The organism is Acinetobacter sp. CY81, from assembly GCF_059515925.1.
The window spans coordinates 141,154-167,230 of sequence record NZ_JCAKNC010000004.1; the positions used below are offsets into that span (position 1 = coordinate 141,154).

The 26,077-nt window shown below is 40.0% G+C and carries 22 protein-coding genes and 1 riboswitch; of the genes, 17 read left to right on the forward strand and 5 right to left on the reverse strand.

From position 1 onward, the window contains the following. The 8 genes from AC5YDM_RS06880 to recJ all read left to right on the forward strand — a co-directional run bounded on the left by AC5YDM_RS06880 (nucleotide 1) and on the right by recJ (nucleotide 9,978). Nucleotides 1-1,977 carry a 2-oxo acid dehydrogenase subunit E2 gene (locus AC5YDM_RS06880; protein ID WP_496151376.1) on the forward strand — a complete coding sequence of 659 codons (1,977 nt, stop codon included), beginning with the start codon at nucleotides 1-3 and terminating at the stop codon, nucleotides 1,975-1,977. Between the two features lie 85 nt (nucleotides 1,978-2,062). Continuing rightward, nucleotides 2,063-2,206, forward strand: a riboswitch (yybP-ykoY riboswitch). A gap of 74 nt (nucleotides 2,207-2,280) precedes the next feature. Continuing rightward, nucleotides 2,281-2,856, forward strand: coding sequence for a TMEM165/GDT1 family protein (locus tag AC5YDM_RS06885; RefSeq protein WP_496151377.1), 576 nt, complete (start codon nucleotides 2,281-2,283; stop codon nucleotides 2,854-2,856). Between the two features lie 172 nt (nucleotides 2,857-3,028). Beyond that, nucleotides 3,029-3,826, forward strand: coding sequence for an oxygen-binding di-iron domain-containing protein (locus AC5YDM_RS06890; protein WP_496151378.1), 798 nt, complete (start codon nucleotides 3,029-3,031; stop codon nucleotides 3,824-3,826). A 132-nt stretch (nucleotides 3,827-3,958) separates the two neighbouring features. Then, on the forward strand, nucleotides 3,959-4,324 hold the full coding sequence (locus AC5YDM_RS06895; protein WP_496151379.1) for a YkgJ family cysteine cluster protein: 366 nt from the start codon (nucleotides 3,959-3,961) through the stop codon (nucleotides 4,322-4,324). Nucleotides 4,325-4,645: 321 nt separating this feature from the next. Continuing rightward, nucleotides 4,646-6,112 (forward strand): IMP dehydrogenase, encoded by a 1,467-nt coding sequence (gene guaB / locus AC5YDM_RS06900; RefSeq protein WP_496151380.1) that lies wholly within the window; start codon nucleotides 4,646-4,648, stop codon nucleotides 6,110-6,112. 161 nt (nucleotides 6,113-6,273) lie between these two features. Further along, entirely contained in the window at nucleotides 6,274-7,605 is a 1,332-nt protein-coding gene (gene glmM / locus AC5YDM_RS06905) for a phosphoglucosamine mutase (RefSeq protein WP_496151381.1), read from the forward strand. 12 nt (nucleotides 7,606-7,617) lie between these two features. After that, a complete protein-coding gene (gene pdxH, locus AC5YDM_RS06910; protein WP_496151382.1) occupies nucleotides 7,618-8,274 on the forward strand; it encodes a pyridoxamine 5'-phosphate oxidase in 657 nt (218 codons plus the stop codon). Beyond that, nucleotides 8,275-9,978 (forward strand): single-stranded-DNA-specific exonuclease RecJ, encoded by a 1,704-nt coding sequence (gene recJ, locus AC5YDM_RS06915; protein WP_496151383.1) that lies wholly within the window; start codon nucleotides 8,275-8,277, stop codon nucleotides 9,976-9,978. It abuts the gene before it with no gap. 85 nt (nucleotides 9,979-10,063) lie between these two features. Here recJ and AC5YDM_RS06920 read toward each other — a convergent pair whose 3' ends face one another. Then, nucleotides 10,064-10,849 (reverse strand): putative porin, encoded by a 786-nt coding sequence (locus tag AC5YDM_RS06920; protein WP_496151384.1) that lies wholly within the window; start codon nucleotides 10,847-10,849, stop codon nucleotides 10,064-10,066. 454 nt (nucleotides 10,850-11,303) lie between these two features. Between AC5YDM_RS06920 and prfB the strand changes: the two genes are divergently transcribed. The 6 genes from prfB to AC5YDM_RS06950 all read left to right on the forward strand — a co-directional run bounded on the left by prfB (nucleotide 11,304) and on the right by AC5YDM_RS06950 (nucleotide 17,505). Next, nucleotides 11,304-12,399 (forward strand): peptide chain release factor 2 gene (gene prfB / locus AC5YDM_RS06925; protein WP_496151385.1). Its coding sequence is split into 2 segments (ribosomal slippage): nucleotides 11,304-11,375 and nucleotides 11,377-12,399, totalling 1,095 coding nucleotides; the frame shifts between segments, so codons are not numbered across the junction. A 253-nt stretch (nucleotides 12,400-12,652) separates the two neighbouring features. Beyond that, nucleotides 12,653-12,958, forward strand: a complete 306-nt coding sequence (locus AC5YDM_RS06930) for an ArsR/SmtB family transcription factor (RefSeq protein ID WP_496151520.1) — start codon at nucleotides 12,653-12,655, stop codon at nucleotides 12,956-12,958. Between the two features lie 28 nt (nucleotides 12,959-12,986). Beyond that, nucleotides 12,987-14,048: an alkene reductase gene (locus AC5YDM_RS06935; protein ID WP_496151386.1), complete on the forward strand. Its 1,062-nt coding sequence runs from the start codon at nucleotides 12,987-12,989 to the stop codon at nucleotides 14,046-14,048. A 296-nt stretch (nucleotides 14,049-14,344) separates the two neighbouring features. Next, the gene (locus AC5YDM_RS06940; protein WP_496151387.1) at nucleotides 14,345-15,424 is read left to right on the forward strand and encodes an alkene reductase; all 1,080 of its coding nucleotides are present in this window, start codon (nucleotides 14,345-14,347) and stop codon (nucleotides 15,422-15,424) included. Between the two features lie 83 nt (nucleotides 15,425-15,507). After that, complete coding sequence (locus tag AC5YDM_RS06945) at nucleotides 15,508-16,788, forward strand: 3-deoxy-D-manno-octulosonic acid transferase (RefSeq protein WP_496151388.1); 1,281 nt, start codon at nucleotides 15,508-15,510, stop codon at nucleotides 16,786-16,788. A 9-nt stretch (nucleotides 16,789-16,797) separates the two neighbouring features. After that, complete coding sequence (locus AC5YDM_RS06950) at nucleotides 16,798-17,505, forward strand: 16S rRNA (uracil(1498)-N(3))-methyltransferase (protein ID WP_496151389.1); 708 nt, start codon at nucleotides 16,798-16,800, stop codon at nucleotides 17,503-17,505. A gap of 24 nt (nucleotides 17,506-17,529) precedes the next feature. Here the strand turns inward: AC5YDM_RS06950 and AC5YDM_RS06955 are convergent, their stop codons facing one another. Beyond that, entirely contained in the window at nucleotides 17,530-18,513 is a 984-nt protein-coding gene (locus AC5YDM_RS06955; RefSeq protein ID WP_496151390.1) for a mechanosensitive ion channel family protein, read from the reverse strand. Between the two features lie 448 nt (nucleotides 18,514-18,961). Between AC5YDM_RS06955 and acs the strand changes: the two genes are divergently transcribed. The 3 genes from acs to AC5YDM_RS06970 all read left to right on the forward strand — a co-directional run bounded on the left by acs (nucleotide 18,962) and on the right by AC5YDM_RS06970 (nucleotide 22,725). Then, the gene (acs, locus tag AC5YDM_RS06960) at nucleotides 18,962-20,905 is read left to right on the forward strand and encodes an acetate--CoA ligase (RefSeq protein ID WP_496151391.1); all 1,944 of its coding nucleotides are present in this window, start codon (nucleotides 18,962-18,964) and stop codon (nucleotides 20,903-20,905) included. A 143-nt stretch (nucleotides 20,906-21,048) separates the two neighbouring features. Further along, nucleotides 21,049-22,230 (forward strand): acyl-CoA dehydrogenase family protein, encoded by a 1,182-nt coding sequence (locus AC5YDM_RS06965; RefSeq protein WP_496151392.1) that lies wholly within the window; start codon nucleotides 21,049-21,051, stop codon nucleotides 22,228-22,230. 42 nt (nucleotides 22,231-22,272) lie between these two features. After that, a complete protein-coding gene (locus AC5YDM_RS06970) occupies nucleotides 22,273-22,725 on the forward strand; it encodes an AAA family ATPase (RefSeq protein WP_496151393.1) in 453 nt (150 codons plus the stop codon). A gap of 43 nt (nucleotides 22,726-22,768) precedes the next feature. Here the strand turns inward: AC5YDM_RS06970 and AC5YDM_RS06975 are convergent, their stop codons facing one another. The 3 genes from AC5YDM_RS06975 to sfnG form a co-directional block, all read right to left on the reverse strand. Next, entirely contained in the window at nucleotides 22,769-23,383 is a 615-nt protein-coding gene (locus AC5YDM_RS06975) for a riboflavin synthase subunit alpha (protein ID WP_496151394.1), read from the reverse strand. 150 nt (nucleotides 23,384-23,533) lie between these two features. Then, the gene (locus tag AC5YDM_RS06980) at nucleotides 23,534-24,700 is read right to left on the reverse strand and encodes an MFS transporter (protein ID WP_496151521.1); all 1,167 of its coding nucleotides are present in this window, start codon (nucleotides 24,698-24,700) and stop codon (nucleotides 23,534-23,536) included. Between the two features lie 232 nt (nucleotides 24,701-24,932). Next, complete coding sequence (gene sfnG / locus AC5YDM_RS06985) at nucleotides 24,933-26,042, reverse strand: dimethylsulfone monooxygenase SfnG (protein WP_496151395.1); 1,110 nt, start codon at nucleotides 26,040-26,042, stop codon at nucleotides 24,933-24,935. Nucleotides 26,043-26,077 lie beyond the last annotated feature (35 nt).

Sequence of the window (26,077 nt, forward strand, 5' to 3'; positions counted from 1 at the left end):
ATGCAAATTACGACTCCTGATATTGGTGTAGATCAAGCCACTGTTGCTGAAATTTTAGTAAAAGTGGGTGATACCATCGCTGTAGATGAAAGTATTGTTCTGCTTGAATCTGACAAAGCATCTGTGGAAGTGCCTAGCACTTCTGCGGGTGTGGTTAAAAGTATTTTAGTGAGCTTAGGCGATAGCGTTGCGGAAGGCGCAGTACTGATTGAACTCGAAGCTGAAGGTCAAGTGACGACCCCTGTTGAAGAAGCGCCAAAAGCTGAAGAAAAGGCAGCGCCTGTTGCTGAAACTAAAGTTGATGTTGCTCCCAAATCTGTTACATCTACATCACAAGTGATTAATGTTCAGGTACCTGATATTGGTGTAGAAAAAGCATTAGTCGGTGAAGTCCTCGTTAAGGCTGGCGATGAAATCGAAGTTGACCAAAGCATAGTGGTGGTTGAGTCAGATAAAGCGACTGTAGAAGTTCCAAGTCCTGTTGCTGGTATTGTTGAAAGTGTTGAGATCAAAGAAGGCGATAGCGTTAAAGAAGGCGTTGTCATTCTAAAAGTAAAAGTTGCAGGTGCAGCTGAAACTCAACCAGCTCAACAAGCTACTCAAGTTGAAGAAGCACCTGCTGTTTCAACCCAAAAACCATCTTCGGAAAAAACGACTGCTCCAGCACCAACAGGTGCAGTAGAAGTGACCGTTCCTGATTTAGGTGTAGATAAAGCAACTGTATCTGAAATTTTGGTGAAAGTTGGCGATACCGTTGAAGCTCAACAAAGTCTATGTGTGGTTGAATCTGATAAAGCCTCAGTTGAAGTACCAAGTTCAACTGCGGGTGTTATTAAAGCAATCCATGTTGAGCTCGGTCAAAGTGTGTCTCAAGGCGTTGCTTTAGTGACCATTGAGGCTGAAGGTCAAGCTGCTCCCGTTGCATCAAAAGAGTCTGCTCAAGCTGAAACTAAGACAGCAGTAGCTCCTAAAGTAGATTCAACTCCAGCAAATACTGTAGTTGTCGCAACGACTCAGACAAATTCTGCTTCAGATAAACTGACGAAAGAGCAAAATGCTGCCAATGCTAATGTATATGCAGGCCCTGCGGTACGTAAGCTTGCACGTGAGTTAGGTGTTGTATTGGCGGAGGTGAAAGCATCAGGCCCTCATCAACGTCTAATGAAAGAAGACTTGGTTGCTTATGTGAAGATGCGTTTAACCGCACCACAAACAGCGCCAGTTGTCGCATCAGCTACAGCGGTTGCTGCGGGTTTACCAAAACTTCCAAGTTTTGATGCATTTGGTGATGTTGAAGAAAAAGCATTAACACGCTTACAGCAAGTTTCAATTCCGCAGTTGTCTTTAAACAACTATATTCCTCAAGTAACTCAGTTTGATTTGGCGGATATTACAGAGCTTGAAGCATGGCGCAATGATCTTAAAGGGAACTTTAAGAAAGATGGTATTAGCCTGACGATTATGGCTTTCATTATTAAAGCTGTTGCGCATTTGTTGAAAGAAGAGCGTGAGTTTGCAAGTCATTTAGCTGATGATGGTAAATCTGTATTGCTTCGCAATGAAATCCATATGGGTATTGCGGTTGCAACGCCAGATGGCTTAACAGTTCCTGTACTACGTCATCCTGATCAAAAATCAATTAAAGAAATTGCAATTGAATTGGGTGTTTTGGGTCAAAAAGCGCGTGATAAAAAACTTTCTCCGAAAGATCTTCAAGGGGCAAACTTTACAATTTCAAGCTTAGGTGCAATTGGCGGTACAGCGTTTACGCCATTGGTGAACTGGCCTCAAGTTGCGATCTTAGGTATTTCACCTGCGACGATGCAACCGGTTTGGAATGGTCAAGGTTTTGATCCGAAGTTAATGCTTCCATTATCATTGTCATATGATCATCGTGTGATTAATGGTGCTGATGCGGCGCGCTTCACCAATAAACTGACGAAGTTGCTGAAAGATATTCGTACTTTATTAATCTAGTGAGATTAATTTAGACTCAACAAAACCTCGTTCAGGCGGGGTTTTTTATTGGGTTTGAAAAATGCTAAAAAGAGATTTATACTTGCTTTACTTCATTGGGGAGTAGCCGCCTTTTACGCAAGTTAAAAGGGTGATGGTCAACATATTTGCTCTAAACCGAGCATGGTCATCATAGCAAAGAACCAAATGAGCTTGTAAAAGCTTACTTTTGTTGGCAAGACCTTTGATTTACCACTCTGCACATTTGGCTAGCAGGAGAGGTAGATCATTGGTATTTAAAAATGCTAGCCAGAGAAAGTCACCATGTACGAGTTCTTAATCTCTACGGCTATTGTTGCTCTCGCTGAAATGGGCGACAAGACCCAACTTCTAGCTCTTCTTCTTGCAGCGCGCTTTCGAAAACCAGTTCCTATTCTGATTGCTATTCTGTTAGCAACTATCATCAACCATGGTATATCTGCCGTCGTTGGTCAATGGATTACTACAGTTCTTAGCCCTGAAATATTGTTGTGGATTGTATCGATTGGCTTTATTGCCATGGCGGCTTGGATGCTCGTGCCTGATCAACTCGATGACGAAAGTGAAAATATCAATAAATGGCAAAAGTATGGTGTTTTCGGAGCGACTTTTGTTTTGTTCTTTTTGGCTGAAATTGGCGACAAAACCCAGATTGCAACCGTGGCTTTGGCAGCACGTTTTGATAGCATCTTTTGGGTCACAGCGGGTACAACTCTCGGTATGATGTTGGCAAATGCACCTGCCGTATTTATCGGTAATAAATTAGCAGATAAACTTCCAATTCCTTTGATCCATAAAATTGGCGCGGCAATTTTCTTTTTATTGGGTGTTGGTGCACTGGTTCAACATTATTTATTCTAATTTGAACACAATAAAGCCGAGCAAAACGTTCGGTTTTATTTGCAAAATACGTCACAATATATTGAAAAATATAAGTTAATTTGAATTTCTATTTATTGTAAGTTCACATAAATCCCTATATGTTATCAGCTATTAATAAAATCAATTTTAAGCAAGATTTTTGGGGATTAACATGGCTCTTGACCGCACAACATCACAGGTACTCTATGATGATGGCATACATAAATGCATCAGCTTTACCAGTTTAGTGAAAGGTGAGGGTGTTCAAGCCAATCAGTTCCTGATTATCAATAATGGTCGTGCTGCAGTGTTGGATCCAGGTGGTGATTTAACTTATGTACCACTGACAATGGAGCTGAATAAATACACACGTTTGACCAATTTGGATTATGTGATGGCTTCTCATCAAGATCCTGACATCATCACGTCTATGCCACGTTGGTTGGTCTATACTGATGCGAAAGTAGTCGCATCAAAGCTTTGGGCACGTTTCTTGCCACATTTGAACTCAGCATTCATGAGTGATCGCATGAAAGGAAATTGGCTTGACCGTTTGATCGAACTACCAGATCAGGGTGCTGCTATTTCTTTGGGTCAAACAAAGATTATTGCTGTGCCAGCACATTTTCTGCATTCAGTTGGTAATTTCCAATTTTATGATCCGATTTCTAAGATTTTATTTTCTGGAGATATGGGTGCATCTATGGTTGAGGATGCAGCAGATCAGTTGGTTGATTTTAATAGCCATATTCCTAAAATGAAGGGCTTCCATCAGCGCTATATGTGTTCGAATCGAGTGATTCGCTTATGGGTGAAAATGGTTCGTGAAATGGACGTGGAAATGATCGTTCCTCAGCATGGTTCACCTTTTATTGGTAAAGAAATGATTAACCAATTTTTAGATTGGATTGAAAATCTACAATGCGGTATCGATTTGATGGATGAAACAGTCTTTTCTTGCCCACAGTAGTCTAAAAAATTGAAAAAAATATTGAGTTAAATAAAAAAAATTTTTAAGATTTGCCAAGTAAAAATCTATTTTCAACCTCTTTCATTGCATCAAAATGGAAGAGGTTTTTTTGACTACGAGAATTTTAAAAATATGTTGTCTCAAATACCTGCACAGGATGCGTGCTTAAGTTGTGGGGCGTGTTGCGCCTTTTTTAGAGTGTCATTTTATTGGGCAGAAGGAGAAACCATGCCTAGTGATGTGATAGAACAATTATCACCTGTATATTCATGCATGAAAGGCACAAACCAAAAAAATCCACGCTGCGTGATGTTGTTAGGGGAAATTGGACAGCAGGTCAGTTGTACGATGTACGAGCACCGTAGTTCTTCCTGTAAAGAAGTGCAAGCAGGCGATGAACAATGTAATAAGGCACGTCATGCACATGGTTTGATCCCATTGGTCGATGTGGAACAACCTATGCCAAATAATGATGATGACTATGATCAGGTATGTTAAATACACGATTGATCCATAATTGATATGGTTTAGCGATTCAGTATCAAAAATGGTTACAAGCGACTGCTATGACCATGAATAACTGAGAATGTTATGCCTTTTTGAATTCAGCAATGGACTGTGTGATATTGGCTGATACTATTGAACATTAAATTGTGAAAATACGAGAGGGGGTTGTTGTTATTCATCAAATGCTTATTATTTTGATATTAAAGAATAAATTGAATTTTCTAAATGAGATCATAATTGTGCACAATAAAAAATGAAATTTAAGCTAAAATTTGTATATAATAGCTCACGGAAATTACCAGCGAGACTGTTATGTTGACCATCGTTCAAGACGCGTTAACCTTCGATGATGTTCTATTACTCCCTGCCTACTCTACTGTCCTCCCAAAAGATGTCTCTCTAAAGACACGCCTGACACGTGGCATTCAACTTAATATCCCCCTAGTATCAGCAGCAATGGATACCGTGACTGAATCACGTATGGCGATTGCTATGGCACAAAATGGTGGTATTGGTATTTTGCATAAAAACATGGATATTGCTGCTCAAGCTGCAGAAGTACGTCGTGTGAAAAAATTCGAAGCAGGTATGGTGAAAGATCCTATCACTGTGACACCAGAAACAACTGTTCGTGAATTGATTGCGATTACGCAAGCCAATAATATCAGTGGTGTACCTGTAGTGAAGGATGGAAAAGTTGTTGGTATCGTGACAGGTCGTGATACACGCTTTGAAACCAATCTTGAACAACCTGTAAGTAATATTATGACAGGTCAAGATCGCCTCGTAACAGTTCGTGAAAACGAATCAAAAGAAAATATCCAAGCACTTCTTCAAAAAAATCGTATTGAAAAAGTGATTGTTGTTGGTGAGCATAACGAACTGAAAGGTTTGATCACCGTTACAGATTTCAATAAAGCTGAGCTTTATCCAAACAGCTGTAAAGATGACTTGGGTCGTTTACGTGTTGGTGCAGCTGTAGGTACGGGTTTAGAAACACCAAGCCGTGTTGAAGCATTGGTAGAAGCTGGTGTCGATGCCATTGTTGTAGATACAGCGCATGGTCACTCTGCTGGTGTTATTGAGCGTGTTCGTTGGGTAAAGGCAAACTATCCACAAGTTCAAGTGATTGGCGGTAATATCGCAACTGGTGATGCTGCTCTTGCATTGTTAGATGCAGGTGCTGATGCCGTTAAAGTGGGTATTGGTCCTGGTTCGATCTGTACGACACGTATTGTTGCTGGTATTGGTATGCCACAAATGTCTGCAATTGATTCTGTTGCAAATGCATTAAAAGAGCAAATTCCATTGATCGCAGATGGCGGTATTCGCTTCTCTGGTGATATGGCGAAAGCGATTGGTGCAGGTGCGAGTACAATCATGGTTGGTTCATTGATGGCTGGTACAGAAGAAGCACCAGGCGAAGTTGAATTCTTCCAAGGTCGTTACTACAAAGCTTACCGTGGCATGGGCTCATTGGGTGCAATGGCGGGTTCTACAGGTTCTGCTGACCGTTACTTCCAAGACTCTAAAGCGGGTGCTGAAAAGCTTGTACCAGAAGGTATTGAAGGTCGTGTGCCTTATAAAGGTCCAATGGGGAATATCGTTCATCAAATGATGGGTGGTTTACGTTCTTCAATGGGTTATACCGGTTCAGCTACAATTAATGACCTTCGTGAAAATGCGAAATTCGTTAAAATTACTGCTGCAGGTATGTCTGAATCACACGTTCATGATGTGACGATTACTAAAGAAGCACCGAACTATCGCGTAGGTTAATACCGATAGCTACGTGAGTGAATTTTACTCACGTATTGGTCACAATTTAGCAGTCTTTATGATTTAAAAAGCCGTCAGTTTATGACGGCTTTTTTTATTTAGTGTAAAGTAGGGATATGAAAGCGAAGTGCGAAAAAGCACAGATAATAAGCGGGTAAAAAATGAGTTATTTTGGTACAGATGGTATTCGCGGTAAATTTGGTGAACTTCCAATTACACCTGAGTTTGCATTAAAACTAGGATTTGCGGCAGGAAAAGTATTAAAACGAAGAACAAAAAAAGCCAAACCAATTGTGGTTTTAGGTAAAGATACACGTTTATCTGGCTATATTTTAGAAGCAGCATTACAAGCAGGTTTGAATGCAGCAGGTGTCTATGTTCATTTACTTGGACCATTGCCTACACCGGCTATTGCGCATTTGACTCGTGCTTTGCATGCTAGTTTAGGTATTGTCATTTCAGCATCGCATAATCCTTATTTTGATAATGGAATTAAATTTTTCTCAGCTGAAGGGAAAAAATTACCTGAAGAACTTCAAAATGAAATAAATACTGAACTTGAAAAAGACATGGTCATTGAAGACACGGCAAACTTAGGTAAAAGTGTACGTGTTAAAGATGCCAATGGACGCTATATCGAATTTTGTAAATCAACATTCCCATATCATCTCGATTTGAATGATTTAACCATTGTTGTCGATTGTGCCAACGGTGCTGCTTACAATGTCGGTCCTGCAGTTTTCCGTGAACTAGGTGCAAAAGTATTTGCGATTCACAATGACCCTACAGGTATGAACATCAATGAAAATTGTGGTTCAACCCATCCTGAAGCCCTGCAGAAAGCAGTGATTGAACACAAAGCAGATTTAGGGATTGCTTTTGATGGTGATGCTGATCGTGTCATATTGGTCGATAAAGATGGAAACCTGATAGATGGTGACCATATTCTTTATATTCTTGCGACTCAAAGTGCTAAAAAACCTGCAGGTATTGTGGGTACGCTCATGAGTAATATGGCGCTTGAACTTGCACTTGAAAAAGCTGAAGTCCCATTGCTTCGTGCAAAAGTAGGTGATCGCTACGTATTGCAAGGTTTAGAGGAAAAGGGGTGGGTGACAGGTGGTGAGCCATCAGGACATATTCTCACTTTAGATAAGAGCACCACGGGTGATGCGATCATTGCAGCATTACAGGTATTGACTGTGATGGTTGAACAACAGAAAGCGCTACATGAATTGGTTGATGGATTTAAGCTACTTCCGAATGTATTGGTGAATGTTCGTTTAGAGGCGATGTTCGATCCCTATGCTGTCCCTGCATTGGTCACTGAATTTGATAAAGCAGAAGCTCAACTTAAGGGGCGTGGACGTTTACTGATTCGTAAATCAGGCACTGAACCTGTGATTCGTGTGATGGTTGAAGGTGATGATCTTGAAGAAGTAAAGGCACTTGCACATTCACTTGCAGATGCTGTACGACTTAATGCGGTTTGAAAGGTATAAAAGATGAGTGACTTGATTAAAGATTTAAGTGAGCTTCGTTTAAGTTATCAAAAAGATGAATTACACGAAACTCAGGTTGCTTTAAACCCTCATGAACAATTTTTAAGCTGGTTTAATCACTCTCTTGAAATCAGGTTACATGAACCCTATGCAATGTCATTGGCGACAGCCAATGCGCAAGGTCGTCCACATGTGAGAACGGTTCTACTGCGTGGTGCGACTGAAGCTGGTTATGATTTTTATACCAACTACGACAGTCAAAAAGGTTTAGATTTAGCTGCAAATCCTTATGCTGAGCTTTTGTTTTACTGGCCTGAGCTTGAACGCCAAATTCGGGTCAGTGGTCGAGTGGGCAAGATCTCTTTAGATGAGTCGACCGACTATTATCATAAACGTCCTCGAGACAGCCAAATTGCAGCGCATATTAGTACGCCGCAAAGTGGTGTGATTGAAAGTCGTGAAGAACTACAGTCAAGGTTTCAAACTTTATATGATAATGTCGCGACAAAAGCTGAACTTGCTAAACCTGAGTTCTGGGGTGGCTATCGTTTGATACCAGATTATTATGAGTTTTGGCAGGGACGCCCAAATCGTTTACATGACCGCTTGAGTTATGAAAGAATCGAAGGTCAATGGACATTACAACGATTGATGCCTTAAATGCCTAAAATTCGAATTCAACAACGACCATTTTTAACGAGCCCTGAATTATTTCAGGGTTTGTCGCCTTTGTTTGCTCAAATTTTAGCGCGACGTGGAGTGCAATCCGAGTTAGAGCTAGAACTTAAATTGAAGCATTTACTTGTACCTCAAATGAAAGGGCTAGAACAAGCAATTCAGATCGTTGATGAGGCGATTGATACCCATCAAAAAATTGTCATTGTTGGTGATTACGATGCTGATGGTGCAACCAGTACTGCACTGATGGTGTTGGCACTGCGTGAAATGGGTGCTGATGTTGAATACTTAGTGCCTGATCGTTTTAAATATGGTTATGGGTTGACGCCTGCAATTGCAGACTTGGCATTTGTGACTTTTACGCCTGATTTATTAATCACAGTGGATAATGGTATTTCAAGTCATGAGGGTGTAGATCAAGCTCAAGCACATGGAATGAAGGTGATTATTACGGATCATCATTTAACCACCAAAGAAACGCCTAAAGCTGAAGCAGTGGTCAATCCGAACCAGTTAGGCTGTGAATTTCCAAGTAAGGCTTTGGCTGGAGTCGGTGTTGCATTTTATCTATTGGCAAATTTGAGTAGTCATCGGTCAAAGTTAAATAAATCTGTCGCTAAAATGACGCAATATTTGGATTTAGTTGCACTCGGTACCTATGCGGATGTTGCTAGCTTAGATTTTAATAACCGTATATTGGTGGATGCAGGTGTTAAACGCATTCAATCTAGCCAATGTCGTTCGGGTATTTTAGCCTTATTAGACATCGCAGGTCGTGATCCTAAGGATCTAAAAGCACAGGATCTAGGTTTTGTGATCGGACCGCGTGTGAATGCGGCAGGGCGTATGGATACCATGAATATTGGTATCGAATGCTTGCTTGCAGAGGATATGCAAACGGCATATGCGTTTGCACGACAATTGAATGAGTTGAATTTAGAGCGCAGATTTGTTGAAACAGAGATGAAGCAAGAAGCACTCTCTGTGATTGATCAATTGGAGTTTAATCAAGATCAATTGCCTTCAGCATTGATCATGTTTGAAGAACATTGGCATCAAGGCGTGATTGGAATTGTCGCGGGACGATTAAAAGAACAGTTCCACCGCCCAAGTATCGTATTTGCGCCAGACAAAGATGGAATTCACATCAAAGGATCCGCTCGATCTATTGAAGGGATTCATATTCGTGACAGTATTGAAAAAGTGGCTGAGCGATATCCACATTTAGTTAGTTTTTTTGGTGGACATGCAGCAGCAGCTGGGCTGACCATTAAACGTGAACATTTTATAGAGTTCAAACATGTTTTTGAACAATTGATTGCTGAAGCTGATGATGAAATTTTTCAAGCATTGCTTTGGACAGATGGAGAGCTTAAAAATGAAGATTTTGTTGTTGATACAGTAGATCAAATTGAGCAACTAGGACCTTGGGGGCAAAAATTTCCCCATCCTGTTTTTGAAGGTGAGTTTAAAGTTTTGGAGCATCGCTGGCTTAAAGAAGTGCATCTTAAATTAAAATTAGTCCTAGACAATGGTCAGTGGATTGAAGCAATTGTCTTTAATGCACTTGAGAAGTATGACTTTAAGGCTGATCAAGAAAAAGTCAAACTCGTTTATGAGTTGGATAAAAATGAATACAAAGGTAGTGTCAGTTTACAACTCAAGGTTTTACATTTAGAGCATTAAGTTTAGATAATGATCTAAAACAAACATAAAAAAAATCCCATCCTAGGATGGGATTTTTTTATGTAATATTTCTAATCTTTAAAGCTTAGAAACGGTATTTCGCAGCTAAGCCAAATTTGTTGTAGTCATTATTTCCGTGCTCTCCAAATCCAACACGTCCTTCAAGACTTACTTGTTGGTTAAAGAATTTACGAGCAGAGATACCAAATTCGCTGTCGTCATAAATACCCTTATCTGCACTTGAGTAATCCACACCTACACTTAGTGTTTTATCGATGAAATAATCAGCAGCTAAGTTATACTCATCTAAATCACCAAATGCAGCACCCGCTTCAAGGTTAATGTCTTTACCATTACTTAAAGTTGTTACGTATTTTGCACGTAAAGTAGGATCTACGCCGTCATCATAATCATTATCATAACCTTTAAGACCGGCAGCAATTAATAAGCCTGGAGCTGGTAGGTAACCAACTTCTGCACCGTAAATTGTAGTATCGAAGTCTTCAATGTTGTCATATTTATCTTTGTCTTGACCGACTGATGCGCCTACATAGAAGTCAGAATTTGGTACGAAATATTCAACGCCCACGCCATAATTGTGATTTTCAGCTGTATCACTCAATTCTTTATAGTCGTAGTGAGCGTTCACATTACTTGCACGATCTAAGAAAGCTGCTTCAGCTAAAGGAGCATTACGGGTTTGAACTGGGTTGAAGTAATAAGTACCATCAACACCAAATGAACCACTTGTACTGCCATTATCTGGATCGATTAATCCAGCAGAAGCACCAACTTCAGCTTGATATGCATTTGCAATGCCTGTTACAGCCAAAGCTGAAAGTAATGCAGAAGCGATTGCTAATTTTTTCATGATACTTCCCCTCAAGGATTTAAATTTAGAATACATTTTTTGTTACAAGTTCAGTGTAGGGGAAAAGTATGAAGGATCAATCAACTAAAAGTAACAGTAATGTATTTTATGTAATTTTGTGTAAAAATAAATATTTAAATTATTGATTTATAATATTTATTTTTAATGTGAAATCATGTGATTATTGAATGATTTTAGTCAGAAAGTGTATTTTTTTATTAAAATTTAGTGGTTTATTATAAAAAATAGAACTGAATCGAAAAATGATCACTAATTTTGAGATCTATTTTTAGAATAAAACTTTTTCAATGATTTCTCATTGCAGTACTCCATATTCAAATTAGTCAGGTGAGCTAAAGTAAATTTTCAATGCTAAAAAGCCATCTCTCATGTTTTTAGTGACTGTGTTAGAATATTGCGGAATTTAAAAGCAGCATATTTAGGATCAACGCACGTGGAAATTAATCCGTACCTTATTCAGATAAAAGACTTAAACGACCGTGGTCAAACATTACGGGGGTATCTTTGACTACGATCTAAAGAAAGAACGTCTAGAAGAAGTCCTACGTGAATTAGAAGATCCAGCGATTTGGAATGATCAAAGTCGTGCACAAGCGATGGCCAAAGAAAAAGGCGAACTTGAAAATGTACTGAACGTACTCGAAGGTTTGGCAACTCAAGTTGAAGATGCTCAAGCGATGCTTGATTTGGCAGTTGAGGCTGATGATGAAAGCTTACTTGAAGATGTTCAGGCTGAATTAAGTTCTGCTGAAGAAGAGCTTGCGAAGCTCGAATTCCGTCGTATGTTCAGTAATCCAATGGATCCGAACCCATGTTATGTGGAAATTCAAGCGGGTTCAGGTGGTACAGAAGCTCAAGATTGGGCATCAATGCTTTTGCGTATGTACCTACGTTGGATTGAGCGTCATGGCTTCAAAGCCGAAGTGATGGAAGAATCTGACGGTGATGTAGCAGGGATTAAATCTGCAACGATTCGTGTAGATGGTGAGTATGCATATGGCTGGTTGCGTACCGAATCGGGTGTGCATCGTTTAGTTCGTAAATCGCCATTTGACTCAGGTAACCGTCGTCATACTTCATTCTCAGCAGTTTTTGTTTCGCCTGAAATTGATGACAATATTGAAATTGATATCAATCCATCGGATGTTCGTACGGATACTTACCGTGCATCAGGTGCTGGTGGTCAGCACATTAACAAAACTGACTCTGCAGTACGTTTAACGCATGCGCCAACAGGTATTGTGGTGGCTTGTCAGAACCAACGTTCACAACATGCCAACCGTGATCATGCATGGAAACAGTTACGTGCAAAATTGTACGAACTTGAAATGCAAAAGCGTAATGATGCAGCAAAAGCACTCGAAGACAGTAAATCAGATATCGGTTGGGGTAGTCAGATTCGTTCATACGTACTTGACGACTCACGTATTAAAGATTTACGTACCAGTGTAGAAAGTTCGAATACAGGTGCGGTGCTTGATGGTGACTTAGATAAGTTCATCGAAGCGAGCTTGAAACAAGGTCTTTAATTTAAGATTGTATTGAACATTTAGCATAAAAAAGCAGAGATGAGTCTCTGCTTTTTTTGTCTGTATATTCATGTTCAATATAATTGAAGATCAAATAATACATTTTTAAAAATGTTAGAATATCTAAACTTACTGAATGAGCATCACATTTTGTTATAGAAAACCAATAAATCGTATTTTTTCGATATTAATATTTAAAAAAAACGATATAATAGTTTTAGCACAGTGTAGATCATGAATTTGAGAAATGAAGATGGACACGGAAGCGATTTATAAAGCCTTATCAAATCCCCTTAGACGAGAAATTTTACAGTGTCTCAAAGATCCTGAGCACAGTATTCCTCAGACTGGTGATGAACTGCATGACTACAGTCGTGGTGTGTGTGCAGGACAAATAGAGCGTATCGCAGATGTCTCTCAATCGACTATGTCTAATCATCTTTCTGTCTTGCAACAAGCAGGTTTGGTTCAGGTGACGAAACATGGACAGTGGTGTTATTTCTCAAGAAATGAAGCATTGATACAAGATTTTCTACACCATATTCAGCATTCACTTTGAATGTTGTCTGAAGTAAGAAGGAAAAGTGATGACTGATTTCGTAAGTCCTATTCAATTTGGTGAATTAAAGCTTAAAAACCGAGTGGTGATGGCGCCATTAACTCGTTCTCGCGCGACTGCTGATCGTGTTCCTACGGAGTTGATGGCTGAATACTATGCACAACGTGCTAGTGCTGGTTTGATTATTGCTGAAGCAACAGTTATATCTGAAGAAGCAAATGGGTATGAAAACACACCAGGTCTATTTAACGATGCTCAAGTAGAAGGCTGGAAAAAGGTGACCGATGCGGTACATGCAAAAGATGGTTTGATCGTTTCTCAACTTTGGCATGTCGGACGTGTTTCACATCCTGATTTATTAAATGGTGAAACACCTGTATCGGCAAGTACTGTTCAACAAGCAGGGCATGTTAGTTTATTACGTCCAAAGCGTCCTTACGTATTGCCACGTGCTTTAGAAATTTTTGAAATTCATGCAATTACCGACCAATTTAAACAAGCTGCGATTCGCGCTAAAGAAGCCGGTTTTGATGGTGTAGAACTGCATGCCGCAAATGGTTATTTGATCGATCAGTTCTTACAAACTAAAACCAATTTACGTGAAGATGAATACGGCGGATCAGTTGAAAATCGCGCACGTTTTTTATTGGAAGTGGTCGATGCCTTGATTGAAGTATGGGGGGCGGGGCGTGTAGGTGTACATTTGGCACCACGCGGTGATGAGCATGACATGGGTGATCATGATCCACGTGAAACTTTTGGTTATGCCATGGAACAATTGGGTCAGCGCCAAATCGCATTCTTCTTTACGCGTGAATATTTGGCTGAAGACAGCATGAGTGAATATTTAAAAGAGCGTTCAAATGGCGTAGCTTATATTGCCAATATGAAGCTCGATCGCTCTTCAGCGCTTGATTTACTCTCTTCAGAAAAGGCAGATGCAGTTTCATTTGGAAAAGCATATATTGCCAATCCAGATTTATTCGAGCGTTTGGTTATAGATGCAGAGATGAATGAATTAAAGCTTGAAAATATGCTGGGTACTGATGTGGCTGAAGGCTACATAGATTATCCTTTTTTAGCGAAGTAATTATAGAATCAATAATTAGAAGAAGGGTCAAAATCCTTCTTCTAATCTTTTTAAATATTAAAACTCATCGTTTATCATCATTGTTTGTGGTCATTAAATAAGCATGAAGATGTAGATAAAAAAGTTGATCGGTTAACCTTTAGTCTTTATAAAAAGATTACAAACTTACTTTAAAATATGCCGAAATTAAAAAAATGAATCGCTTAATATAATGGCAGTTCATTGCGAATTTTATTGTTCTAAAAGTATTTATTATCCATTGTTAAATATAAGTTTTTATAAAAATTGAGAAAATTATGTCTGAATTAAATAGCCCAGTTAAATTAGGTGATTTACATCTTAAAAATAGTGTCGTCATGTCACCTTTAACGAGAAGTCGTGCAACAGACGAACGTGTTCCAACAGACATGATGGTTGAATATTATGCGCAACGTGCGAGTTCAGGCCTAATCATCACAGAAGCAACGGTAATTTCAGAAGAAGCCAATGGATATCTGAATACGCCAGGGCTTTATACCGCAGAACAGGTCAAGGGTTGGAAAAAGATCACAGATGCCGTGCATGCGAAAGGAGGCTTAATTGTCGCTCAACTCTGGCATGTCGGAAGGATTTCTCATCCTGATCTTTTGAATGGTGAAACACCTGTAGCACCTAGTGCAGTAAAACCTGCAGGTCATGTCAGCCTATTACGTCCGAAGCGTGATTATGTAACGCCTAGAGCTTTAGATGTGGCTGAAATAAAAGCATTGGTAGAGCAGTTTAAACATTCTGCTGTATTAGCCAAAGAAGCAGGCTTCGATGGGGTGATGTTACATGCTGGAAATGGTTATTTGATCGATCAATTCTTGCAAACCAAAACCAATATTCGTGTAGATGAATATGGTGGCAGCGTTGAAAATCGTGCGCGTTTTGCTATCGAAATTATGGATGCATTGATTGATGTTTGGGGTGCTGGTCGAGTTTCTATACATTTTGCACCTTTAGGTGACGATTATGATATGGGCGATGATCACCCTAAAGAAACCTTTGGCTATTTGATGAAAGAATTAGCAAAACGAAATATCGGTTTCTTCTTTACACGTGAATTTATCTCAGAAGACAGTATTAGTCAGAGCATGCGTGTAAGTAGTGACTTTAAAGTTCCTTATATTGCAAATATGAGTTTGACGCGTGATACAGCAATTGAATTATTAAAGACAGGTCAGGCGGATGCTGTGGCATTTGGTAAGGCTTATATTGCCAATCCAGATTTGTATGAACGACTGATCCAAAATGCACCATTGAATGAACCCAAATTTGAAACCATGCTTGGAACATCTGTACCAGAGGGATATATCGATTATCCAACTTTGGCAGAAATGAATACAGCAAAATAAAATACTTCAAAAAGCCTCGTCGGTTAACAAGCTGATGAGGCTCTGTTATATTCTAGCCACTAATGCTTTTAGAGATGTGATGTTTGGCTACTCCTTTTTGGTATAACGCTGCCTTAGCGATCGTAAAACCACTTTATCGTTGGAAAATAAAAAAACGTGCGCAAAGTGCTGAGGCGTATCAACAGGAATGCTTAGAGCGGTTTGGACCTTTTCAGACGGTTAAAAACACACAGACAATTTGGTTTCATGTGGTGTCCGTGGGTGAGACCAATGCAGCACAACCATTAATTGAACATTATTTAAAATCAGGTCATCCAGTTTTGGTCACCAATACCACCAAAACTGGTCAAGCGCGTGCAAAATCATTATTTCTCAAAGCGCCTTATGAGGATTTGTTTCAGGCTGTCTATTTGCCAGCAGATCAAAAATCATTAGTTGCGCAGTTTTTTCAAAAATATCAACCGAAAATGTTGGTTCTCGTTGAAACGGAACTTTGGCCGAATCTGATCGCACAAGCTAAAAAATTAAATATTCCTACAATATTAGTCAATGCACGCCTTTCTGAAAAATCTGAAAATGGCTACGCCAAGGTGAAGTCTTTAACTCAACCGATGCTGCATGGTTTAACGCAACTATTAGTGCAAGATCAAGCGTCATTGCAACGCTTTCAGGCACTTGGTATGCCTACTGAGTTGAGTCAGGTGGTTGGAAGTATCAAGTTTGATATTCATGCACCTCAGAGTTTTGTAGATCAAGCTGAACAGCTTAAAGATGAGTGGTCGCTTCATCATCGAAAAATTATTACTTTAGCCAGTACCCATGCCCCTGAAGAACAAAAATTAATTGAGGCTTTCTGTGCCCGTTTAATTGAAGATCCTGAACTTCTCATCATTGTGGTTCCCCGTCATCCTGAACGTTTTGATGAAGTCTATCAAGTGACACAGGATTTGAGTCTAAATACACAGCGCCGTAGTTTAGGACAGTCGGTTGACATGGATACTCAAGTTTATCTCGCAGATAGTATGGGTGAAATGTGGTTGTGGTATGCCTTGAGTCAAGCCTGCTTTGTGGGTGGATCATTGAATGAACCAGGGGGTGGACATAATATCTTAGAGCCGATTAGCTTAAATGTGCCGACAGTGATTGGTCCAAATTATTTCAATTTTCAGACCATTGTCGATGAGTTTGTCGAAGCCTATGCCGTTGCAGTTGGGGACGATGCAGAACAGGTTGCAAGCATGTTATTGGACTTTGCTGAAAATGAATCTTTGGCTCAGCAAATGGCGACGAATGCTCATGTCATCATGCAAAAAAATGCAGGATCATTAGCAAAGCACATTCAAGTTTTAGATCAGTATTTGTAAGACAGACCTATGAATATTGTTTTAATTGACTCGCGTCAAACGACGACGGATGTCTGGAGAATCAGTGCCTCTCGTCAAGTAGAGCATTTGAAAACACATGTGAATGTCCAAGTAGGAGACACCCTGAGAGTTGGGGTGAAAGCAGGTAAGCGTTATTTAACCGAAGTCGTTGCAGTGGAAGAACAGCTAGTTATTGTTCGGCCATTACAGGAAGAAGTTCTACCTGCAAAGCTTCCTGTGACATTGATTGTTGCGATGCCTCGACCTAAAGTTCTACGCCGTTTAATTATGGACAGTGTGACGCTCGGTGTTGAAAAAATCATTTTATTACACAGTTATCGTGTCGATAAAAGTTATTGGCAATCACCATTTTTACAACAACTTGATCAATACGTGAATTTGGGGTTGGAGCAAGCAGGGGATACGATTGCGCCCCAAATTGAAATTTATAAGCGATTCAAACCTTTTGTTGAAGATGTATTACCGAATATGATTTCTGCGGATTGCCCAGCTTATGTGGCACATCCTTATACCCAGAACAAAATGCCCTTTGCCATTGATCATCCATGCACGATTTTGATTGGACCTGAAGGTGGTTTTATTCCTTATGAGATTGATCTACTCGAAAAAAACGGCTGCCTCGCATTCAGCTTAGGCAACCGGATTATTCGCACTGAAACCGTGATTTCTTATGTGTTAGGACGACTGTTTATCTAGTCTTCATTTCATTTACATCAGCAATTAAGAAGATGATTTTGCACGTGCAGACTCATCTTCTTGAGATGCATCACCACGATAAACTTTCACTTCTTGAACAGGGTAAGGAATTGAAATTTCATGCTCAGCAAAGGCTTGAATGACACTTTCTTGAACTAAACTGATTGAAGTTGAGGTGAGGGTTTCAGTTGTATTGACCCACCATTGTACTTTCAAATTCACTGAGAAATCAGCCAAAGCCGTTACATTCACACTAAAGCCAGGTTGACTTAAAATCGTTGGATTTTTATCTAGGATTTGCAAAATAATGTCTTTGGCTTTTTGAACATCATCTTCATAGCCAATGCCGACAATGAATTCACAACGACGACGTTGATATGCGGTATTCACTGTAATTGGGCTGGTATAAACGGTCGCATTTGGAATCACAAGACGACGACCATCAGGTGAACGTAAGTAGGTTGCGCGAATTTGAATATCTTCAACCGTACCTTCCATACCACTCACAATAATGTCATCACCAATTTTAAAGGGTTCGCCCAATAAAATCAGAATACCTGAAAGTAAATTTTGGAAAATATCTTTAAATGCGAAACCAATCGCAACAGAACCAATCCCCAAAGCACTCATGAGTTGTCCAGGGGTAAAGCCTGGAATAGCGATGACCATTGCGATTAAGAAACCAAAAAATATAATCGCTGTTGTACCGACACGGTTGAGTACCAGAACTAAGTTTTGCTTGGTATAAGAACGGTCTGATAAGGCCTTACGAACAAAGAACTTAAATACTTTAGAAAGTAACCAAAAGATAGTAAAAACGATAATCGCAATGCAAATATAAGGGAGACGATCCCAAAAACCATCCATAATTTTATCGATGGTTGAATATGCATCATTGTATTTGGAGGTATGTGCAATCACGGTTTGAGCGGTTTTTTCACCAGCTTCCTGAATGAGATTGGTTGTACCTTCAGTGACTGCGCTCAGGGTTGATTGTTCTTCTGCCACGTGTGTTCCGAAATATGAGGGATTTTGGCTATATTTTGCCTGAAAAATCTTAAAAATTAAAAGCTTTAACGTATTAACTGTGCAGATTGTACGTAAATGAATGAGTCTGACCGATGCGGTTCAGTATAAATTCGTTGCAGAAGCGCTAAATAAATTGAATTTGATTTGTAGGGAATGGAAATACAGACCTATTTAAATGAAGCTTTAGAGGGAGAGTATCTAATCACATGATTAAGCATTAGATATTTAAAATTCGTAGAGAAAAAATTATTAAAAATATTCGACTGGATCGAGCTCTTAATATTTTACAAAAATGAATGGATAGTCTACGACCAAAGCATGATTGTTTGATTTTTTAAAGTATAGTCATACTGAGGATATAACACAAAAAATGATCAATTAAGGTCAATAACTCTCGTGATGAGATGCATAATCAAGGATGAATAATATGAATGAAATCTATCCAGTACCAGAGCTATTTAAAAAAACTGCACGCACCACTGAAGAGCAGTATTTTGAACGTTATCAACAGTCAATTGAGAATCCTAATGAGTTTTGGGCTGAGGCTGCACGTAAACTCGACTGGATCAAACCTTTTACTAAGGTCAAAAATACCAATTTTGATAAAGACCATTATAAAGTCGAATGGTTTGCCGACGGTCAGTTAAATGTCAGTGCAAATTGCCTTGATCGGCATTTAAAAGAGCACCCACATAAACCTGCCATTATTTGGGAAGGTGACCATCCATCGCGTCATAAAGTCATTTCATTTGAATCTTTACATGATGAAGTGTGCCGATTTGCCAATGTGTTGAAAAAGCGCGGCATCGTCAAAGGGGATCGTGTGGTTTTATACATGCCGATGGTGCCTGAAGCAGCAATTGCAATGTTAGCGTGTACCCGTATCGGTGCGGTGCATTGCGTCGTATTTGGTGGTTTTTCACCAGATTCCTTGGCAAGTCGAATTGATGACAGCCAAGCAAAACTGGTCATCACAGCAGACAGTGGTATGCGCGGTGGCAAACCGATTCCATTGAAAGAGAATGTTGATGCAGCATTAGATTTGGATGGTACAAGTTCAGTTCAAAATGTAGTCGTAGTACATCGCACGGGTAATCCAATCACGATGAAGGAAAACCGTGATTTGTGGTATCACATGGAAATTATGACCGTCACTGATATTTGCCCGCCTGAACCCATGAATGCGGAAGATCCGCTCTTCATCCTCTATACATCTGGTTCGACAGGGAAACCCAAAGGTGTCTTGCATACGACAGGGGGGTATTTAACCTATGTAAATACCACATTCAGAGAAGTATTCGACTTAAAACAAGATGATGTATTTTGGTGTACTGCGGATGTGGGTTGGGTGACAGGGCATTCTTATGTGCTCTATGGACCTTTATCCAATGGTACAACAAGTTTAATGTTTGAAGGTATTCCACAATATCCAACGTGGGCACGGACAGGGCATATTGTCGATAAGCACAATGTCACCATTCTCTATACCGCACCAACTGCGATCCGCGCGATGATGCGTGAAGGCGATGCTTTTATTCGAGAGAGTGATCGCAGTAGTTTGCGTTTACTCGGATCTGTGGGTGAGCCGATTAACCCTGAAGCATGGAATTGGTATTACACCGTTGTGGGAGAGAGTCGTTGCCCAATCGTGGATACATGGTGGCAGACGGAAACAGGCGGTTTTATGATTACGCCGCTACCTGGTGCTACAGCACTTAAACCGGGTTCAGCGACTCGCCCATTCTATGGGGTAAAACCTGCATTGGTTGATGCTGATGGTCAAGAGATTGAAGGTGAAGCGGAAGGTAATTTGGTGATTAAGGATTCATGGCCAGGGCAAATGCGCACCATTTGGGGTGATCCTGAACGCTTTATTGAAGCGTATTTCTCCACTTATCCGGGCACGTATTTCACGGGTGATGGTGCAAGACGAGATAAGGATGGTTATTACTGGATTACAGGGCGTGTAGATGATGTTCTGAATGTCTCAGGGCATCGCTTAGGAACGGCTGAGATCGAAAGTGCTTTGGTGGCGCATGAGCATGTAGCAGAAGCAGCAGTTGTGGGCATGCCCCATGAGATTAAAGGTCAGGGCGTTGCAGCTTATGTCACCTTACAGGCGGATACACCTGAGTCAGAAGAACTTCGGACAGAGTTAGTACAATGGGTGCGTAAAGTTCTGGGTCCTGTGGCAACACCAGATGCGATCTATTGGGCACCAGCATTACCGAAGACACGTTCTGGCAAGATCATGCGCCGTATTCTAAGAAAGATTGCAGCAGATGAGTTGGATAGCTTAGGTGATACATCAACATTGGCAGATCCACAAGTGGTTGATCAGCTGATTACTGAGGTTAAATCACAGCATTAATTGATTTCAAATATCCTTTATTTCAATACCGTTAGGTAGACTAGCGGTATTTGTATTTTTTGGAATATACACAGCAAGCATTGTGATAAGTCATTATGACTTGATCTGCTAAGCTATTCACCACTGCACACTGGATAACAACAATGAATGCGCCACAACACCACTTTTCGCAATCAGCCATTGAAATCGCTCAACAATTAGCAAAAACCTTTGCCGAAACAGCTGCTGAGCGTGATAAACAAGGCGGTAATCCAAAAGCTGAACGTGATTTGATTCGTCAAAGCGGTTTGTTGGGTCTATCTATTCCTCAAGCATTTGGTGGACAAGGCGCGGATTGGAAAACTATTTTTAAGACCATTCAAACGATTGCCCAAGTGGATAGTTCGCTGGCGCATGTCTATGGTTTTCATCATTTATTGATTGCCACCGTTCAGCTTTTTGCTCAAAAAGAGCAATATTCCACATGGTTCGAGCAGACTACCGAGCAGAATTTATTTTGGGGAAACACTTTAAATCCATTGGATAAACGGACGACGGTTCAGCAGATTTCTGCCGATGAATACATTTTTCACGGTGATAAAAGCTTTTGTTCAGGCTCAATCGACTCAGATATTTTGTTATGTTCAGGTTTTAATGCGCAAAATAAATTATTGATTGGCGTGATTCCGACCGAGCGTGATGGCGTCAGTTTCTTAGGTGATTGGAACAATATGGGGCAACGCCAAACGGACAGTGGCACCAGTCATTTTGAACAGGTTAAAATTCATGAAAATGAATTACTTTTAAACCCAGGTCCTTTAAGCACGCCGTATTCGAGTCTAAGACCTTTGATTGCTCAATTGATCTTTGTACATTTATTTCTAGGCATTGCAGAAGGCGCATTTGAAGTTGCACGTGAAACGGTACAACAACAAAAAGCATGGTCAAAATCACTCGTTGAAAATGCGGTGAATGATCCTTTTACTCAAAAGCATTTTGCTGAGTTTTATGTGCAATTAGAAGGTGTTCGTTTACTGGCAAATAAAGCAGTTGAAACACTTCAAAAGGCTTGGGATATTGGCGAAAGTTTAGATGCAGAACAGCGTGGTGAAGTTTCTATTGCTATCGCAACAGCAAAAATTGCCGCAACAAACACATCGCTTTATATCACTCAAAACATTTTCCAAGTGATGGGAGCGCGTGCAACGACTGCGAAACTGAATTTAGATCGCTTTTGGCGTAATGTCAGAACGCAAACTTTGCATGATCCTATTGATTATAAATATCAGGAAGTGGGTGAATGGGTGCTGACAGGGAAAGTACCTGATCCGAGTTTTTATTCTTAATTCAGCGTAATTAGTAAGGGATGAAGGAAGAGGAAAGATGTAGTGCACATTAATCCGGATCACTATTTGGAGACGATAAACGGTCGAGTTTGGACGAAAAAGCGTAATCAGCAAGCTTGGCAACAATGTATAAAAGACTATTGTATTGAATTACTGCAAAATGCAGATGTTCAAATAGTTTATGTATTGATTGGATGTCAAGGTGCAGGAAAGAGTACTTGGGCTAAAATGAAGCACGAGGAAGAACCTCAAAATATTATTTTCGATGCGATTTTAGTTCAAAAAAGTGAAAGGGAATATTTAATCAAACTTGCTCGAATCTACAAAAAGTCATGCATTGCCGTCTATTTTACAACAACACTTAAAGAATGCTTATTTAGAAATCAACTTCGTGATGTAGATAAAAGAGCTGATGAACATGCGCTAACAAATGTATTTTTGCATGTGGAAAAACCTTCACTTAATGAAGGTTTTTCTTCTATAGTCCAAATTTAATTTTTTAAATTAAATATTATTCAAACTAGACTTTTAGAGTGGTTTATTTTCTATGAATATTTTCCAACGTGTCGACCATCGTCCGAGTCATCTGATCAATTTCATAATTTACTTCATCTCCGACTTGCACATCTTTCCACGTGGTTAAACGCAATGTTTCAGGAATGAGATCGATTGAAATTTGCTGTGTAGCACGATCAACACGATTGACAGTCAAACTACAACCATTTAAACCTATAAAACCTTTAAGAAAAAAGTATTTGATATTGCCATCAGGTATTTCAAGATCAATATGCATGGTTTCACCATTTCGTGTCATGGCTTTAATTTTGGCAGTTCCCTCGATATGCCCATAGAGATTATGTCCGCCATTTTCCATACCGACTTTGGCAGAACGCTCAATATTAACGTCATCACCTGCTTTTAAACTTTTCAGTGTGGTCAATTTTAAGGTCAGATCTGAAACATCAAAATGGACTTGGTTGGCATCTAGATCAATCTGCGTTGCGGTTAAACAGGTACCATTGATTGCAACACTTGCACCGATAAACACATCATGGAAAAAATTATGCTGATTGGAAATTACCAAAGTGCGGTAACCTTCTGCTTCACGAACTTCGATGATTTTTTCTAAACCTTGAACAATACCTGTATACATATTTTTAAGTCTTCTTAGATCCTTAAAAGGATGGATTAAAAGCTAAGTACTTTATGGATAACGTTGAGTATATGCCACCATCCATGTTGCTTTCTAGTCATTCATCGACACGGAAAAGGGTATAACTTTAGACAAATTGATTTCACATGATCAGGCCTTTGATGAGCCATGCAAGTTCGGTAAAAAGAAGGTGAGTAGACCCAACAGTGGTAAATAAGAGGTAAATGAAAATACCCACGCAATACCTTGATGATCCGCGACATAACCTAAGACGGCAGCAGCTATGCCACTAATGCCGAACATCAGACCAAACATCATGCCCGATACCATGCCAACCCGACCGGGCATCGCTTCTTGTGCATATACGACCATGGCTGAAAATGCAGATGACATGATTAAGCCTGCAAGCATGGCAAAGATACAGGTCCATAAAAGATTTGCATAAGGCATCATCAATGCAAAAGGCGCCATACCCATGAATGACACCCAAATCACCGCCTTACGACCAATACGATCCCCAATTGGACCACCAACAAAGGTGCCTAAAGCCACAGCACCTAAAAATGCAAAGAGATACAATTGGGACTGTTGTAAAGACAGTTGAAATTTGTCCATCAGATAGAAAGTATAATAATTACTAATACTGGAAATATAAGTAAATTTGGCAAACATCAAAAAGCAAATCACGGCCAATGCTCTAATTAGGGTAGTTCGAGGCAGTTGAATCTGAGTTGAACTTACAGGTTTTTTTTGTTGATGGGCAATGGTTGTTTTCACTGTCCATTGACTAATTCTAAATAAAACCACAATGGCAAATAGCGCGATCAGAATTAACCATGCCGCCGAAGCTTGTCCGCTCGGAACAATAATGGTAGCAGCCAATAAAGGACCAATGGCAGAACCACTATTTCCACCGACTTGAAAAGCAGATTGCGCCGTACCGAGTTTACCACCTGAAGCTAAACGAGCAACTCGGGACGCTTCTGGATGAAAAGTTGAAGAACCGACGCCAATCAGTGCAGCAGCTAAAAGAAGTACAGCAAAGCTGGGTGCAAAGGCCAGTAAGACAATGCCACATAGCGTGACACTCATTCCGATTGGAAGCAGATAAGGTTTTGGATACTTATCTGTGTAGAATCCAACCCAAGGTTGTAATAGTGATGCTGTGATTTGAAAAACCAGTGAAATGAGTCCGACTTGTGCAAAGCTCAAGGCAAAATTTTCTTTCAATAAAGGATAGATTGCGGGCAATGAGGCTTGGATTAAGTCATTCAGACAATGTGCTAAGGCAATAGCGAAAACGATATGCACTGTCATTTTTGGGGGAGTGTTTGGAATTTGATTGAAAGGCGTAGTCTCAATATTTACAGAAGAGCTCATACTCTGTCATTTTTATGGTTAATTGCAGTGATTATAAAGTGTTCTAGGTAGTGAAATGTAGAACATTGTTTGGATATAGATTTAAATCGGGCTTAAAAAATCCCTCAAGCCGAGCCTCGAGGGAAATTTGCTACTGCTTCAGGACTTTCTTATTTTTATCTCAAAGAGGTTAAGCAGACTTTGCTGTGATTGGATTTGACTGAGCTTGTTCAAGTTCACGAACCAAAGGGAGTACCTTTTCGCCGAAATATTCAACTTCTTCAATGAAGTGTAAAAAGCCACTCAAGATTAAATCGACCCCAACTGATTTCAATTCAACGATACGCTCAGCGATTTGTTGTGGCGTACCAATCAAATTGGTTTTAAAGCCATCATTGTATTGAACTAAGTCTTCAAAAGTTGATTTTGCCCAGTTACCTTCGCCTTCTTTCGTTGATGCACCTGCTTCTTTGGTTGCATCACCAAAGGCTTTGACCGCTTCTACATTGGCACCATCGATGATGTCGTGAAGCACCTGTTTTGCTTCTTCTTCTGTATCACGTGCAATGATGAAGGCATTTACACCAATTTTGACTTTATGATTATTGGCTTTGGCTTTTTCACGAATATCATCAATTTGCTTTTTTAACTCTTCAGGGGTGTTACCATTGGTGAAGTACCAATCTGAAACGCGTGAAGCCATATCACGAGCTGCGCGAGAGCTACCCCCTTGGAAAATTTCAATATGTGGTTTCTGAACGGGTTTAGGAGAGAGGGTGTAATCTTTAAATTGGTAAAACTTACCGTCAAAACTAAAATTGTCCTGAGTCCATACACCTTTCAATGAACGAATAAATTCTTCTGAGCGGGCATAGCGCTGATCATGTTCAGGCCATTCTTCACCAATCGCATCAAATTCACCACGGAACCAACCACTCACGACATTGATGGCAATACGCCCATTGGTTAAATGATCAATGGTTGCCAATTGTTTCGCTGCTAAAGCAGGTTTCCATGGACCAGGCAAAATAGCAGCGATTACTTTCAATGTATCAGTTTTTGCCAAGATGCCATGACTGAAGCTGACCGACTCATGTTGATTTTCAGCGTTATAACCAGCAGTAAATCGGATTTGCGTGAGAGCATATTCAAAACCACTTTTTTCAGCCGCTTGTGCAAGTCGCACATTGTAGTCGTAGCTCCAGTCTGTACGTTGCTCAATATTGCTGACGACGAGCCCGCCACTGACGTTTGGTACCCAGTAGGCAAATTTGACCGCTTCTTGTTTTAATTGTGGCATGACGAGTCTCCAGAAATATTGATCTAAGAATTTAT